Below are 13646 nucleotides of genomic sequence, written 5' to 3'. Positions count from 1 at the left end.
CAGGCCTTGTCCGGCTTGCGGCCGGCGATGTCCATCGGCAGTGTGATGTTCTCCAGCGCCGTCAGGGTCGGCAGCAGGTTGAACGACTGGAAGATGAAGCCGATCTTGTCCCGTCTCAGCCTCGTCAGCGCCTTGTCGTTGAGCCCCGTCAGCTCCACGCCGGCCACCTGCACCGAGCCGCCGGACGCCGTGTCCAGGCCGGCGGCGCAGTGCATGAGCGTGGACTTGCCCGACCCCGACGGCCCCATGATCGCCGTGAACTGGCCGCGGAGGAACTCCACGGACACCCCGTCGAGCGCGGCCACACGGGTGTCGCCCGCGCCGTACACCTTCGACAGACCAACCGTCCGCGCCGCCACGGCGGTCGCGTCGAGAACTGCGGTCATGAGCCCTCCCTGAATCGTCCTGTGTGACGATCAAGAAGCTACGGAGAGCCCGGTGCCCGGCGCGTCGTCCTGGCGGACCGACTCCGGGTCATACCCGGGGCGTAGCCGACGGGCCCTGCAGGTGGACCGCCCCTAGGGGGTGTTCCCGAGGGACGGTCCGGTCAGGCGCTGCCGGGCCGCACCAGGCCGCTCTCATAGGCGAACACGCATGCCTGAACCCTGTCTCGCAGGCTGAGCTTCGTGAGGAGGTGGCCCACGTGCGTCTTGACGGTGGTCTCCGAGACGTACAGCTCGGCCGCGATCTCGGCGTTGGACATGCCGCGGGCGACGAGGCGGAGCACCTCCACCTCCCGCTCGGTGAGCGTGCCGAGCGCCTCCGGCAGCACCGCCTCCGACGCCGAGGGCAGCCGGTCGGCGAAACGGTCGAGCAGGCGTCGGGTGACCCGCGGGGCGACGATGGCCTCGCCTGCGGCGACCACCCGGATGGCCGCGATGAGGTCGTCGGCAGGGGCGTCCTTGAGCAGGAAGCCGCTGGCCCCCGCGCGCAGCGCCTCGACGACGTACTCGTCGAGGTCGAACGTGGTCAGGACGAGGACGCGCGCGGAGAGGGCCGGGTCGCCGACGATGCGCCGCGTCGCCTCGACGCCGTCCATCCGCGGCATCCGGATGTCCATGAGCACGACGTCGGGGGAGCAGGCCCGCGCCCGCTCCACCGCCTCCACGCCGTCCCCGGCCTCCCCGACGACCTCGAGCCCGTCCTCGGCCTCGAGGATCATGCGGAAGCCGGTGCGCAGCAGCGGCTGGTCGTCGACGAGCAGGAGCCGGGTCACGCGCTCACCTGCTCGAGCGGGATGCAGGCGTTGACCACGTAGCCGCCACCGGAGCCGGGGCCGGCCGACAGCGAGCCGCCGTAGAGCGCGACCCGCTCGCGCATGCCGACCAGCCCGTGGCCCGGGCGCGGTGCCCCATCCGGGCCGGCGGCAGGGAAGACCGACGCGCCGCGGCCGGAGTCGCGGACCTCGACCTGGACGGCGGCCGGGCCGTAGCAGAGACGCACCCGCGCGCGCGCCGGCCCGGCGTGCTTGAGCGTGTTCGTCAGCGCCTCCTGCACGATCCGGTAGACGGTCAGCTCGACGCCCGCGGGCAGCGGGCGCGCGCCGCCCTCGACCTCGAGGTCCACGCCCAGGCCGGCCTCGCGCACCTTGCCGACGAGGTCGGGCAGGTCGCAGGTGCCCGGCTGGGGAGCCAGCGAGTCGCCGGGGCGTTCGGCATCGCGCAGCACGCCGAGGATCCTCCGCATCTCCATGAGCGCGGCCCGGCCGGTCTCCTCGACCGCGGCCATCGCCTCCTTGCTCCGCACGATGTCACGGTCGGCCATGCGGCGGGCGGCCGAGGCCTGGACCGTCATCACCGAGATCGAGTGCGCCACCACGTCGTGCATCTCCCGCGCGATGCGGGCGCGCTCCTCCGACAGCGTCGTGCGGACGTCTGCCTCGCGCTCGGCCTCGAGGCGCAGCGCCCGGGCCTCGAGCTCGGCCGTGTAGGCCCGCCGGTAGCGGATGGCGCGCCCGAAAGCCCAGGCGCCGAAGAACATCCCTCCACCGGCGATCGTGCTCGCAGCCCGGTCGTCGTAGGGGTCGAACGCGGTGGCGACGAGGTAGGCGGCGACCACCACGGCGAAGGCGCCGAACGACTGGCGCCGCGGGCACTGCAGCGCCGCCGTGTAGACGAGGAGCAGCCCGGACAGCAAGGCAGTGCTCGGCGGGTAGTCCAGCATCGAGGCGAGGGCGGCCGGCACCACCAGTGGTAGCAGGAGCAGCGGATGGCGCCGACGGAACGCCAGCGGCAGCGTGTAGGCCAGCGTCAGGACGACCACGAGGGCGTCCGGCTCGCGCAACGGCTCGACGAGGCCGTCGGTCGCCGGCTCGGCGCGCAGCACCATCAGGGCGAGGACGGCCAGGCACACCGCCACCGCGCCGTCCGGCACCTCCGGGTGCCGGCCCGCCCATGCCCGGGCACGCGCCCACGTCTCTCCCACCAGCTCACGGTAGATGCCGACGCAACGAATGGGCGTCGTGCGGGCGGTCGAGCGCGGCCTCCTCCTCAGGGAGGGCCCGTCCGGTGAGCGCGGAACGGTCACGGCGCCGGCGTGGCCGTCGCCTCCCCCGCAAGGCCTGGGAAGGGCGGCGGGGTGCCGCCCCGCGCCGGGCACAAGGCCTGATGGGCGCAGAAGCCGCAGCGGCGGCTCGGGCTCGGCCGGAAGTCCCCCGTCTGAGTCGCCAGCCTGATCGCGTCCCAGAGCGCGAGCACCTTGCGCTCGGTGGCGCGCAGGTCCGCGTCGTCGGGCTCGTGGCGCAGGACCTCACCGCTGCCGAGGTACATCAACTGCAGCCGACGGGGCACCTCGCCGCGCAGGCGCCACAGCACCAGGGCGTAGAAGCGCAGCTGGAACAGGGCCGGCGCCTCGAACCCAGGCCCGGGGGCGCGGCCGGTCTTGTAGTCCACGACCCGCATCGCGCCGGAGGGGGCGACGTCCAGCCGGTCCAGGTAGCCACGGAGCACCAGGCCGCTGTCCAGGGTCGTCTCGACGAGGAGCTCACGCTCGGCAGGCTCGAGCCGCTGCGGGTCCTCCAGCCCGAAGTAGCGCTGCAGCAGCGCCCGGGCGGACGCGAGCCATCGCTCCAGCTCCTGCGCGCTGTCGAACAGGGCGTCGAGCTCGGGCTCCCGGGCGCGCAGCCCGTCCCACGCCAGGGGGAGCAGCGCCGCGGCCGAATCGGGGGTCCGCTCGGCGGCGGGCAGGTCGAACAGCCGCTCCAGGACCGCGTGCACCACCGTGCCGCGGGCCGCCGCTGCGCTCACCGGCTCGGGCACCCGGTCGATCGCCCGCAAGCGGTAGAGCAGGGGGCAGGTGAGGAAGTCGGCGGCCCGCGAGGGGGACAGCGACCCGCGCAGCCGTGCCCGTCCGGGCCGCTCCTGAGCGGTAGCCGGCGGGATGAGGGTCGAGGTCACGGCCACCCCTCGAACGGTAGGCCAGGGCACCGACGACGAACGGCCCCGACCGTCCGCCCCCTACGATGCGGGGGTGGAGTCGCCGGGCGGGATCGTGCTCGCCCGCGTGTTCGGGGTGCCCGTCGTCGTCCGGCCGTCGTGGCTGCTCGTCGCCCTCGTGATCACCTGGGCCTTCGGGCCGTTGCTCGCCGACGCGGTGCCGGGCCTCGGGCCCTGGGCGTACGCCGCCTCCGCCGCGTTCACCCTCCTCCTGTACGCCTCGGTGCTGCTGCACGAGCTGGGCCACGTGCTAGTGGCCCGGGCCTTCGGGCTCCCCGTGCGCCGGGTGGAGCTGAGCCTGTTCGGGGGCGGGTCGCACCTCGGGGTGGCGCTGCCCGACCCGCGCCGCGAGGCGGCGGTCGCAGCGGCCGGCCCGGCGCTCTCCCTGCTGCTGGCCGGCATCGGGCTCGTGGCCGGGCGCGCCGCGCCCGACGGCACCGTCCTGCGCGTCCTGGTGCAGCACGTGGCGGCGGCCAACCTGCTCATCGCCCTGGTCAACCTGCTGCCCGGCCTGCCGCTCGACGGCGGGCGCGTCCTCACCGCGGCGGTGTGGAGGGCGACCGGGCGCCGCTCGGCGGGTGCACGGGCGAGCGCCTGGGGCGGGCGTGCGGTGGCCGGGCTCGCCCTCGCCGCGCCGGTCGCCGTGGACGCCGCCGTCGACGGCCCGGTCGGGCCGCTGTCGGTGCTGCTCGGGCTGGCCCTCGGCCTGCCGCTGTGGCTCGCGGCCTCGGCGGCGCTCGAGGCCGCACGGGTGTCCGAGCGCATCCCGGGGCTGAGCGCCGCGCGCCTGGCGCAGCCCGCCGTGTCCGTACCGCCGGCCACCCCGCTGTCCGAGGCGCTGCGCCGGGCCGCGGAGGCCGGTGCCCGCGCGGTCGTCGTCGTGGCCCCGGACGGCCGCCCGCTCGCGCTGGCCGCCGAGGAGCGGCTGTCCCGCGTACCCGATGCCCGGCGGCCGTGGACCGCGGTCGCCGACGCCTCGCACCGGCTGGAGGCCGGTGCCGAGATCCGTTCCGATCTGACCGGGGAGGACCTCCTGTCGGCCCTGCACAACGCCCCTGCACCCGAATACCTGGTGCTCACGCCGGACGGGAAGGTCAGCGGCGTGCTGGCCGCCCGTGACGTGAGCCGTGCCCTGGGAAGGCCGGCATGACCCCGACCCCCGGCCCGACGGCCGACGAGAACCGCCGCGGGCCCTTCCGCCCGGGAGACCGCGTGCAGCTGACCGACCCCAAGGGCCGGCACCACACGATCACGCTGACGCCGGGCAAGGAGTTCCACACCCATCGCGGCTCCTTCGCCCACGACGACCTGTTCGGGAAGCCGGAGGGGTGGGTGATCCGCAACACCGGGGGCATCGACTACCTGGTGCTCCGGCCGCTGCTCAGCGACTTCGTGCTGTCGATGCCGCGCGGCGCGACCGTCGTCTACCCGAAGGACGCCGGCCAGATCGTCCAGATGGCCGACATCTTCCCCGGGGCCCGCGTGCTCGAGGCCGGCGCCGGCTCGGGAGCGCTGTCCCTGTCGCTGCTGCGCGCCGTCGGCCCGTCCGGCCGGCTGGTGTCCTTCGAGCGCCGCCCGGACTTCGCCGACGTGGCCCGGGCCAACGTCGAGTCCTTCCTCGGCGGGCCGCACCCGGCCTGGCGGCTCGTCGTCGGCGACCTCGTCCAGCAGATCGAGCAGGCGCAGCAGGACCTGCTCGGCGGCGAGCCCGTCGACCGCGTCGTGCTGGACATGCTCGCGCCGTGGGAGTGCCTGGAGGCCGTGTCCGAGGCGCTCATCCCCGGCGGCGTCCTCTGCTGCTACGTCGCCACCACCACGCAGCTGTCCCGGTTGGCCGAGGCCGTCCGCGAGCAGGGCACCTTCACCGAGCCCTCGGGGTGGGAGTCGCTCGTCCGCGGCTGGCACCTCGAGGGGCTGGCGGTCCGCCCCAACCACCGCATGGTCGGGCACACCGGCTTCCTGCTCACGACCCGCCGGCTCGCCGACGGCGTCACCCCTCCGGTGCGCCGGCGGCGGCCGTCGAAGGGGGCGTACCCGGTGCCTGCCGAGGTGCCTGCCGAGGTGCCTGCCGAGGTGCCCGCCGAGGTGCCCCTGGACGGGAGCGCCGTCGGCGACGAGTTGGCCTGACCCGTACGGGGGAAGGAACCGCCTCGGCACCGTTACGACTCGGACACGGCTCGGCGCAGGCGGGGTGCCTCCTGCGAGGGTAGGGTCGATCGAACCGAGTCCCGGCGGCCTTGGAGGTGATTTGCGTGTCGAACCCTCTCGGCGGTGGGCGTGAGCCCCGAGAATTCAGCGCTGGTGCGGGCTCTGACGACGCACGGGCGCGTCTGCACGCGCTCGAGGAGGAGGTCGTCATGTTGCGACGCAGGCTGGCGGACTCGCCCCGGCACGGCTCCGCTCTCGAGGAGCGGCTGGCCGAGGCGCAGGCGAGCCTGGCGGCGCTCAGCGGTCAGAACGAGCGGCTGGTCTCCACGTTGCGCGACGCGCGCGAGCAGATCCTGGCGCTCAAGGAGGAGGTCGACCGGCTCGCGCAGCCGCCGGCCGGCTTCGGCGTCTTCCTGTCCCTGCAGGAGGACGGCACCGTCGACGTGTTCACCGGCGGCCGCAAGCTGCGGGTGGCGGTGAGCCCGGCGATCGACGCGTCCACGCTGCAGCGTGGGCAGGAGGTCCTGCTCAACGAGGCGATGAACGTCGTGAGCGCTCTCGGCTTCGAGCGCGTCGGCGAGATCGTGATGCTCAAGGAGCTGCTCGGTGACGGCGAGCGGGCGCTCGTCGTCGGCCACACCGACGAGGAGCGCGTGGTCCGGCTCGCCGAGCCGCTGCGCGACATCGCCCTGCGGGCGGGCGACTCCCTGCTCGTGGAGCCTCGCTCCGCCTACGCGTACGAGCGGGTCCCCAAGTCCGAGGTCGAGGAGCTCGTCCTCGAGGAGGTCCCGGACATCGAGTACTCCTCGATCGGCGGCCTGCGCAGCCAGATCGAGCAGATCCGCGACGCGGTCGAGCTGCCCTACCTGCACGCGGACCTCTTCGCCGAGCACAAGCTCCGCCCGCCGAAGGGGATCCTGCTCTACGGCCCGCCCGGGTGCGGCAAGACGCTCATCGCCAAGGCGGTCGCCAACTCGCTGGCCAAGAAGGTCGCCGAGGTCACGGGGCGCCCGCAGGGCAAGAGCTTCTTCCTGAACATCAAGGGCCCGGAGCTGCTCAACAAGTACGTCGGCGAGACCGAGCGGCACATCCGTCTCGTCTTCCAGCGCGCCCGCGAGAAGGCGAGCGAGGGCGTGCCCGTCATCGTCTTCTTCGACGAGATGGACTCCCTGTTCCGGACTCGTGGTTCGGGTGTCAGCAGCGACGTGGAGAACACCATCGTCCCGCAGATGCTCAGCGAGATCGACGGTGTCGAGGGGCTCGAGAACGTCATCGTCATCGGGGCCTCGAACCGCGAGGACATGATCGACCCGGCGATCCTGCGGCCGGGCCGGCTGGACGTGAAGATCAAGATCGAGCGGCCGGACGCGGAGTCCGCGCGCGACATCTTCTCCAAGTACATCACCGCCGACCTGCCGCTCCACGCCGACGACCTGGCCGAGCACGGCGGCAACCGCGAGGCGACGGTGCAGGGGATGATCCAGCGCGTCGTGGAGCGGATGTACTCCGAGGTGGAGGAGAACCGGTTCCTGGAGGTCACCTACGCCAACGGTGACAAGGAGGTCCTGTACTTCAAGGACTTCAACTCCGGGGCCATGCTGCAGAACATCGTCGACCGCGCGAAGAAGATGGCGATCAAGGACCTGCTCGACCTCGGCCAGCGCGGCCTGCGGGTCCAGCACCTGCTCGCCGCATGCGTGGACGAGTTCAAGGAGAACGAGGACCTGCCCAACACCACCAACCCCGACGACTGGGCCCGGATCTCCGGGAAGAAGGGCGAGCGGATCGTCTACATCCGCACGCTCGTCCAGGGCAAGCAGGGCACGGAGGCCGGGCGCTCGATCGACACCGTCGCGAACACGGGTCAGTACCTCTGAGCCCGACCGACCCGCGCGCCGTCCTCACCCGGGCCGCGCTGCCGCCGGACACCGTCCTGCGGTACGCCCCGGGCGAGGACGGCGTCGTCGATCTGCGGGCGCCCCGCGGCGCGACGGCGCCCGGCGGCGCGCCCCTCGTGATCCTGCTGCACGGCGGCTTCTGGCGGGCGGAGTACGACCGCGTGTCCGCCGGCACCGGCCCGCTCGCCGAGGCCCTCGCCGCTCACGGCTTCGCCGTCGCCACCCCGGAGTACCGCCGCGTCGGGCAGCGGGGCGGTGGCTGGCCGGGGACCTTCGACGACATAGCCCGGGCCGTGGACGCGCTCCCAGCGCTCGTCGCGGCGGAGCTCGGGGGCGTGGTCGACGTCCGCCGCACCGTGCTCGTCGGCCACTCCGCGGGCGGGCACCTCGCCACGTGGTACGCCTCCCGGGCGGGCTTGCCGGCCGGCTCGCCCTGGTTCACCGACAGCCCGCCGCCGATCCGTGGAGTGGTCGCCCTCGGCGGGGTGCTCGACCTCCGGCTCGCGGCGGCCCTTCAGCTCGGCGACGGCGCGACGCAGGCGCTGCTCGGCGGGGAGCCGGTCGAGGAGCCGGAGCGCTATGCGGCGGCCGACCCCTCGAGCCTCACCCCGCCCGCGGTGCCGGTCGTGCTGATCCACGGCGCCGAGGACGTCCAGGTCCCGGTGGGGCTCTCCCGGGCGTACGCGCGGGCGGTGGGCGCCGATGCGGGTGACGCGCGACTGACCGTGCTGCCTGGCGTCGAGCACTTCGGGCTCGTCGACCCGGAGTCGCCGGCGTGGGACGCGGTGCTGTCGGCCGTCCGGGGGTTGGCGGAGGGCTGACGGCCCGGCGCCGTGACTACCGGACGCGCCACGCCCTGCCGAGCGGTTGTTCGCTCGGCGCGCTGGCAGCGTGACCGCGTGCCCGTCCTCGCGACAGATCTCCTGTCCGTGTCGTACGCCGACTCGGGCCGCCCGCGGGCCCCCGTCGTCCTGCTGCTGCACGGCTGGCCCGACGCGGCGCGCGGCTGGGGCCCGCTGGTGCGAGAGCTCACGGCCGCCGGCTACCGCGCCCTGGTCCCCGGGCTGCGCGGCGTCGGCGGCACCCGCTTCAGGTCCGCGACGACCGTGCGCGACGGTACCGCGGCCGCCCCCGTGCAGGACGCGCTCGACCTCGTCGACGGGCTCGGCGTGGACCGGTTCGCGGTCGTGGGGACACGACGGGGGCGCTCGTGCGGCGTACCAGCTGGCAGCCGTCGCTCCCGGCGGGGTGAGCGCGGTCGTCGCGCTGGCCCTGGCGTACCAGCCGGGAGGCCGGTTCGATGCCGCCGTTCGAGCTGGCGCGGCCGTTCTGGTACCAGTGGCTGTTGTACGTGGACGCCGGTGTGGCGGCGTCCGCGCCGACCGGGTCGGCTCCGCCCGCGAGCAGTGGCTCACGTGGAGCCCGCCGGGCTGGTGGGACGAGGCGGAGTTCGACGCCACGTCGAGTGCCTTCGAGGGCCCGGACTGGGGGGACGTGACGCTCAACGCCTACCGGACCCGGTTCCTGGCGGACGAGCCACGCGACCTCCGCTACGACGGGCTGCGCCGGCGGGTCGGCGCGGTCGGGCGCCTCACGGCCCCGACGTCGATGGTCCAGGGCGCGGCGGACGCATGCGACCCGCCGGAGTCCTCGGTCCGGTTGGAGGAGCACTTCGTCGGCTACCGGCGGGTGGTCCTCGACGGTCGGCCACTTGCCGCACCGGGAGGCGCCCGGCGAGGTCGCGCGACTGGTGCTGGAGCAGCTGGAGGGGCGCGGCCGCGCTGTGCGCCTCAGGAGTTGACCCGGTCCCCGAGGGCGGAGAGGTCGTCGTCCTCGGTCACCGGCCACGCCTCCAGGCCCGGATGGGCCAGCACCGCCGCCACCAGGCCGGGCTGCCCCCCGACGAGCGTGGAGTCGAAGTCGACCTCCGTGGCCAGGCACCAGGACCGGTCTGCGGGCCAGAGCAGGTTGGGCGACTGCGGCAGGACCCAGCCGTCGGTGACCTGGTCGCCGATGTGCAGCGCCGCGTGCAACCGGCCCCCGAAGAGCAGGTAGTCCCGTCCCGGCAGGGTGACCCGTGGGGCCGCCAGGGCCTCGTCGAGCACCGGGGCCGGAGCCGTCGAGCGGCCGATCATGGCTGCCCAGCCGTAGCCGTCCCACAGGGCGTGCAGGCAGTCCTGGCCGCGGGTGGAGGCGGCGAGCACGTCCAGCAGCGCTCGCAGCGACCCCTGCTCGAGGTTGCCGGGCTCGACGTCGACCTCGCTCCAGCGCCCGTCGCCCGCCGTCGGCAGCCCGGCTCCTCGGACGGGACGGGTGATCCGCAGCCACTGCATGAGGGCGTGCGGTACGCGCCCGGTGGCGGCGCACACCCGTGCCCAGGTCGTCACCCCGACGCCCTGGCCCGCCTGCACCGGGTGCAGGACGCGGGCGTACGCCGGGTACCCCCGTGGCACGACGAAGCCGACGCTTCCCACCGGCCCGCCGAGCCGCGGCGCGATCCAGGCCGCGACGCCCACGTCGGGCACGGACTGCAGCCCCTCCATGGTCATGCCCCGATCCTCTCGTGCCGGAGGACTGCCACCGATGCGTTCACCGGCGCGCCGGACCCTCGCCTGCGCCCCTCGCAGCGCAGCCCCGGTCCTCGCACGGGGCCGTCGAGCCCCGCGGCACCCGGCGGCTGCTCGCTGTCCGGGCCGCGGTCGGTCAGAGCGCGGCCGAGTAGCTCTCGCGCAGCCGCCAGGCGTGGGAGGCGAAGCGCAGGTCGCCGGTGATGGAGCCGATCAGGTCCAGCTGACCGGCGTTGACGCCGTGGTACTTGTCCGTGCCGATCTCGGGATAGAGCAGCCCGTAGCTCGACGGCTTGCCTGTCCGCTCGAGGCGGGGGGCGACCGACAGCGTGGTCGTCAAGGCGCCGTCGAGGAGGCGCTTGGCCTCCGCGCTGCCGGTGAGCCGGGCGTAGGAGTCGATACCGAACGCGGCGAAGTTGTGGCCGTTGAAGGTGAGGTCGCTCGTGCCGCCGGGCAGCGGGTACTCCGCGAGCCACAGGTCGCCCTCGTGCACGTGCACGACCCACGGGCGGGAGTCCGACGGCGGCAGCACGAAGCTCGCGAACGTCGCGTCGGCCGCCTCCCGCCAGCGCGCGTCCTGGGTGGCGCGGTGCAGCCGGACGAAGAGCCCGAGCGCCATGCCCTGCGCCATCGCGCTGAACCACGGCGCGTGCATGGTCTCGTCGACCTTGCCGGCGTGGAGCGGGAAGTCGTAGTCGAAGGGGAAGAAGAGGGCATCTCCCGACGGGCGCGCCCGGGTCAGGATGCGCTCCGCCTGCGCCGATGCCCGGTGCAGGAACCGCACGTCACCCGTCCGGGAGTGCGCCGCGAGGTTCGCCTGCCCCCAGCTGGCCTGGGCGGTCGGGTGCTCGCGCAGCTCGCCGTGGACGCGGACCAGCCGCACGCCGTGCTCGTCGTGCGGCTTCGGGTCCTCCCACGCGGCCGGCCCGATGACCGGGCCCTCCGGGGCGCCCGGGACCGAGCCCAGCCCTGACGTGCGGAAGGCCAGCGGCAGCGCCGGCGGGGGAGCGTCCGCCACCGGTCCCGGCCCGCCCGGCGCGGCAGCCGCGTCGGCGGCGCGCCGGACAGCGACGGCCAGCGGGACGCCCGTCAGCGTGAGCGCCGACGCCCCCGCCAGCGCCAGCCACCGCCGTCGGGTGGTGCGGAGGGCAGGGCCCTCCTGCGGGTCGGTCACCGAGCCGGCGCCGTCGGGAAGCGGGGTCACACCTGATGGACGTCCGGGCGGCCGGGAAGGTTGCGCCGGCCCGTTCGCCGTGGCCGCGGAGTCATCCGGCCCAGCCGAGCAGCCGCGCGCCGACCGCCGCGGTCTGCAGGGCGTACCGCTGCACCGGGTCGTCCAGCGAGTACGCGGTGAGCGCCTCGATGCGCTCGAGCCGATAGAGCAGTGCCCGGTTCGACAGGTGCAGCGAGCGGGCCGCCTCGGCCTGGTTGCCGCCGGCGTCCGAGAGCGCGAGGAGCGTCTCGACGAGCGGGCCGGCCCCGCCCCGCGCGGCGCGCAGCGGGGCCAGCACGTGCTCCACGAGGTCGGACAGGGCCTCGCGATCACGGAGCAGGGCGCGGTGGGCGAGCAGGTCGTCCGCGTGGACGAGCCCGGGCTCGAGGCCGAGCCGGCCCGCCACGTCGAGCGTCTCCAGTGCCTCCTGCCAGCCGTCGCGTACGCCGGTCACTCCCGGCCGCGCCCGGGTGGCGACGATCTGCCACGGCGTCCCTGGCTCGCCGGCGCGCAGCCGCTCGAGCAGCACCCGGGCGGACGAGCCGTCCTCGACGGCCGGCACGACGCAGGCCAGCAGCCCGTCCTTGCTGGTGACGAGCACGTCCCCGGCCCCCGGCCGCAGCCGCAGGGCCGTCTCGGCCAGCCGGGCGACGCGGCCCCCGTCCACGAGCGGGGCGTCGCCGCGCACGGCCAGGACGCGGTGCGGGGTCACGAGCCGCAGCCCGAGCACCTCGATGCGCTCGGCCAGCACGGTGGCGTCCCCGCTGCCTCCGAGCAGGTCGTCGACGAGCTCGCGGCGCAGCGCCTCCTCACGACGCGCGGCCTGACGCCGCGCCTCGTCGTAGCCGAGCGCCACGGCCTGGACCACGTCGTCGGATGCGCGCAGCACGCCGAGGGCGACGCCCTGCACCGCGGCGGCGTTGCCCGTGGAGACCGCGGCCTGCAACGGCGGCAGCAGCGGCCACACCCGCCAGGCGGCGGACAGGTAGAGGTCGACCAGGTCGCGCAGCGGCGCGCCCTCCTCGGCAGCGCGTGCCCCGAGCCCGCGGAACGGCTCGATCTCCTGCGGCGTGGGCCGCCGCGCCTCGCGGGCGGCCGTGACCAGCAGCGGCAGGAAGTCGCCCAACAGCCCGACCCGGAGGGACGCGTCGTCGCCCGCCGCGGCCAGGGCGGCGGCCAGCTCGGCGGCGGTCGTGCCGTCCTCGCTCATGGCGCCCCTCCCGAATCGCGCAGGCGTGGCGCCGGTCGGCTGCGCACTCCACGCAGTCTATCCGTCGGCTGCGCGATCAGCGCAGCGAAACTCCACCACCTCGTCGTGATCACGCCCGTGGCTGCGCGGTCCGCGCTGGCGAATATGGATGCAGACGCCGTTCCCGAACTATCTGGAGGATCGAGTGGACGTCCCCACCTGGGCGTGGGCAGCTTTCGGGCTCTTCGTCCTGGCGATGCTCGCCATCGACCTGCTCGCACACCGCAAGGCGCACGTCATCGAGTTCAAGGAGGCCGCGCGCTGGAGCATCCTCTGGGTGTCGATCGGGCTCGGCTTCGCGCTCGTCGTCTGGGCGTCCTTCGGCGCGACCGCCGCCGGTGAGTACACCGCCGCGTACCTGCTCGAGAAGAGCCTGTCGGTCGACAACCTGTTCGTCTTCGCGCTGATCTTCGCCTACTTCAAGGTGCCGGCGCAGTACCAGCACCGCGTGTTGTTCTACGGCGTCATCGGCGCTCTCGTCATGCGCGCGGTCCTGCTGGGCGTCGGCGTCCAGCTGCTCGACACCTTCCACTGGCTGCTCTACGTCTTCGGCGCCTTCCTCATCTACACCGCGATCAAGATGGCGCGCGACGGCGGCGAGCCCGACGCCGACCCGGGCAAGAGCTTCGCCGTCCGGATGCTGCGCAAGCTGACGCCGGTCAGCGACGAGTACGACGGCCAGAAGTTCTGGACCCGCAGGAACGGCATCCGGATGGCCACCCCGCTGCTCGCGGTGCTGGTAGCGGTCGAGGCGGCAGACCTCGTCTTCGCGGTCGACTCGATCCCCGCGGTCCTGGCGATCAGTGACGAGACGTTCATCGTCTACACCTCGAACGCCTTCGCCATCCTCGGTCTGCGTGCCCTCTACTTCCTGCTCTCCGGGATGATGGGCAAGTTCCACTACCTGGGCATGGGCCTGGCGGTCATCCTCGGCTTCATCGGCGTCAAGATGCTCATCACCGACATCTGGCACATGCCGATCTGGCTCTCGCTGAGCGTCATCGCCGTCGTCCTCGCCACCGCCGTGGTGGCCAGCATCAAGCGCCCGCTGCCGGAGGACGAGGCCAAGGACCCGGCCACCCTGGCGGCCGAGAAGGAGCTCGACCCGTCGAAGGAGCACACGGGCGCCTAGTCTCG

Annotated in this window: 12 protein-coding genes and 1 pseudogene; 6 read left to right on the top strand and 7 right to left on the bottom strand. The window is 74.2% G+C overall.

What is annotated here, in order from left to right; translation table 11 throughout:
* The 4 genes from G9H72_RS19040 to G9H72_RS19025 form a co-directional block, all read right to left on the bottom strand.
* A partial coding sequence (locus G9H72_RS19040; protein ID WP_166174097.1) for an ABC transporter ATP-binding protein occupies positions 1 to 386 on the bottom strand: 386 nt, incomplete at its 3' end.
* 161 nt (positions 387 to 547) lie between these two features.
* The gene (locus G9H72_RS19035; protein WP_331272427.1) at positions 548 to 1216 is read right to left on the bottom strand and encodes a response regulator transcription factor; all 669 of its coding nucleotides are present in this window, start codon (positions 1214 to 1216) and stop codon (positions 548 to 550) included.
* Entirely contained in the window at positions 1213 to 2424 is a 1212-nt protein-coding gene (locus G9H72_RS23235; protein WP_331272426.1) for a sensor histidine kinase, read from the bottom strand. The genes G9H72_RS19035 and G9H72_RS23235 overlap by 4 nt, the downstream gene beginning before the upstream one ends.
* A gap of 98 nt (positions 2425 to 2522) precedes the next feature.
* Positions 2523 to 3395 carry a RecB family exonuclease gene (locus G9H72_RS19025; RefSeq protein ID WP_331272425.1) on the bottom strand — a complete coding sequence of 291 codons (873 nt, stop codon included), beginning with the start codon at positions 3393 to 3395 and terminating at the stop codon, positions 2523 to 2525.
* A gap of 73 nt (positions 3396 to 3468) precedes the next feature.
* Between G9H72_RS19025 and G9H72_RS19020 the strand changes: the two genes are divergently transcribed.
* From G9H72_RS19020 to G9H72_RS23505, 5 genes and pseudogenes are all read left to right on the top strand, one after another.
* Entirely contained in the window at positions 3469 to 4584 is a 1116-nt protein-coding gene (locus tag G9H72_RS19020; RefSeq protein WP_166174095.1) for a site-2 protease family protein, read from the top strand.
* Entirely contained in the window at positions 4581 to 5561 is a 981-nt protein-coding gene (locus G9H72_RS19015; RefSeq protein ID WP_166174093.1) for a tRNA (adenine-N1)-methyltransferase, read from the top strand. The genes G9H72_RS19020 and G9H72_RS19015 overlap by 4 nt, the downstream gene beginning before the upstream one ends.
* A gap of 125 nt (positions 5562 to 5686) precedes the next feature.
* The gene (arc, locus tag G9H72_RS19010; protein WP_407939605.1) at positions 5687 to 7459 is read left to right on the top strand and encodes a proteasome ATPase; all 1773 of its coding nucleotides are present in this window, start codon (positions 5687 to 5689) and stop codon (positions 7457 to 7459) included.
* A complete protein-coding gene (locus G9H72_RS19005) occupies positions 7456 to 8301 on the top strand; it encodes an alpha/beta hydrolase family protein (RefSeq protein ID WP_166174109.1) in 846 nt (281 codons plus the stop codon). Before arc ends, G9H72_RS19005 begins: the two co-directional genes overlap by 4 nt.
* Positions 8302 to 8313: 12 nt before the next feature.
* Positions 8314 to 8613: pseudogene (locus G9H72_RS23505) on the top strand (alpha/beta fold hydrolase); the annotation flags it as partial.
* A 657-nt stretch (positions 8614 to 9270) separates the two neighbouring features.
* On the opposite strand, the gene G9H72_RS18995 reads toward G9H72_RS23505, so the two are convergent.
* From G9H72_RS18995 to G9H72_RS18985, 3 genes are all read right to left on the bottom strand, one after another.
* Positions 9271 to 10029: a hypothetical protein gene (locus G9H72_RS18995; RefSeq protein WP_231127500.1), complete on the bottom strand. Its 759-nt coding sequence runs from the start codon at positions 10027 to 10029 to the stop codon at positions 9271 to 9273.
* A 154-nt stretch (positions 10030 to 10183) separates the two neighbouring features.
* The gene (locus G9H72_RS23230) at positions 10184 to 11251 is read right to left on the bottom strand and encodes a D-glucuronyl C5-epimerase family protein (protein ID WP_166174089.1); all 1068 of its coding nucleotides are present in this window, start codon (positions 11249 to 11251) and stop codon (positions 10184 to 10186) included.
* Positions 11252 to 11312: 61 nt separating this feature from the next.
* On the bottom strand, positions 11313 to 12470 hold the full coding sequence (locus G9H72_RS18985) for a PucR family transcriptional regulator (protein ID WP_166174086.1): 1158 nt from the start codon (positions 12468 to 12470) through the stop codon (positions 11313 to 11315).
* Positions 12471 to 12654: 184 nt separating this feature from the next.
* Here G9H72_RS18985 and G9H72_RS18980 point away from each other — a divergent pair, with 184 nt between their 5' ends.
* Positions 12655 to 13641, top strand: a complete 987-nt coding sequence (locus G9H72_RS18980) for a TerC family protein (protein ID WP_166174084.1) — start codon at positions 12655 to 12657, stop codon at positions 13639 to 13641.
* The last annotated feature ends 5 nt before the right edge of the window (positions 13642 to 13646 follow it).

Origin of the sequence: Motilibacter aurantiacus, assembly GCF_011250645.1 — a bacterium.
GTDB lineage: Bacteria > Actinomycetota > Actinomycetes > Motilibacterales > Motilibacteraceae > Motilibacter_A > Motilibacter_A aurantiacus.
This window is presented reverse-complemented; position numbering and strand designations above follow the sequence as displayed.

Coding starts and splice junctions, on each gene's coding strand:
- G9H72_RS19015 (WP_166174093.1), top strand. CDS start 4,581: ATGACCCCGACCCCCGGCCCGACGGCCGACGAGAACCGCCGCGGGCCC.
- G9H72_RS18995 (WP_231127500.1), bottom strand. CDS start 10,029: ATGACCATGGAGGGGCTGCAGTCCGTGCCCGACGTGGGCGTCGCGGCC.
- G9H72_RS18985 (WP_166174086.1), bottom strand. CDS start 12,470: ATGAGCGAGGACGGCACGACCGCCGCCGAGCTGGCCGCCGCCCTGGCC.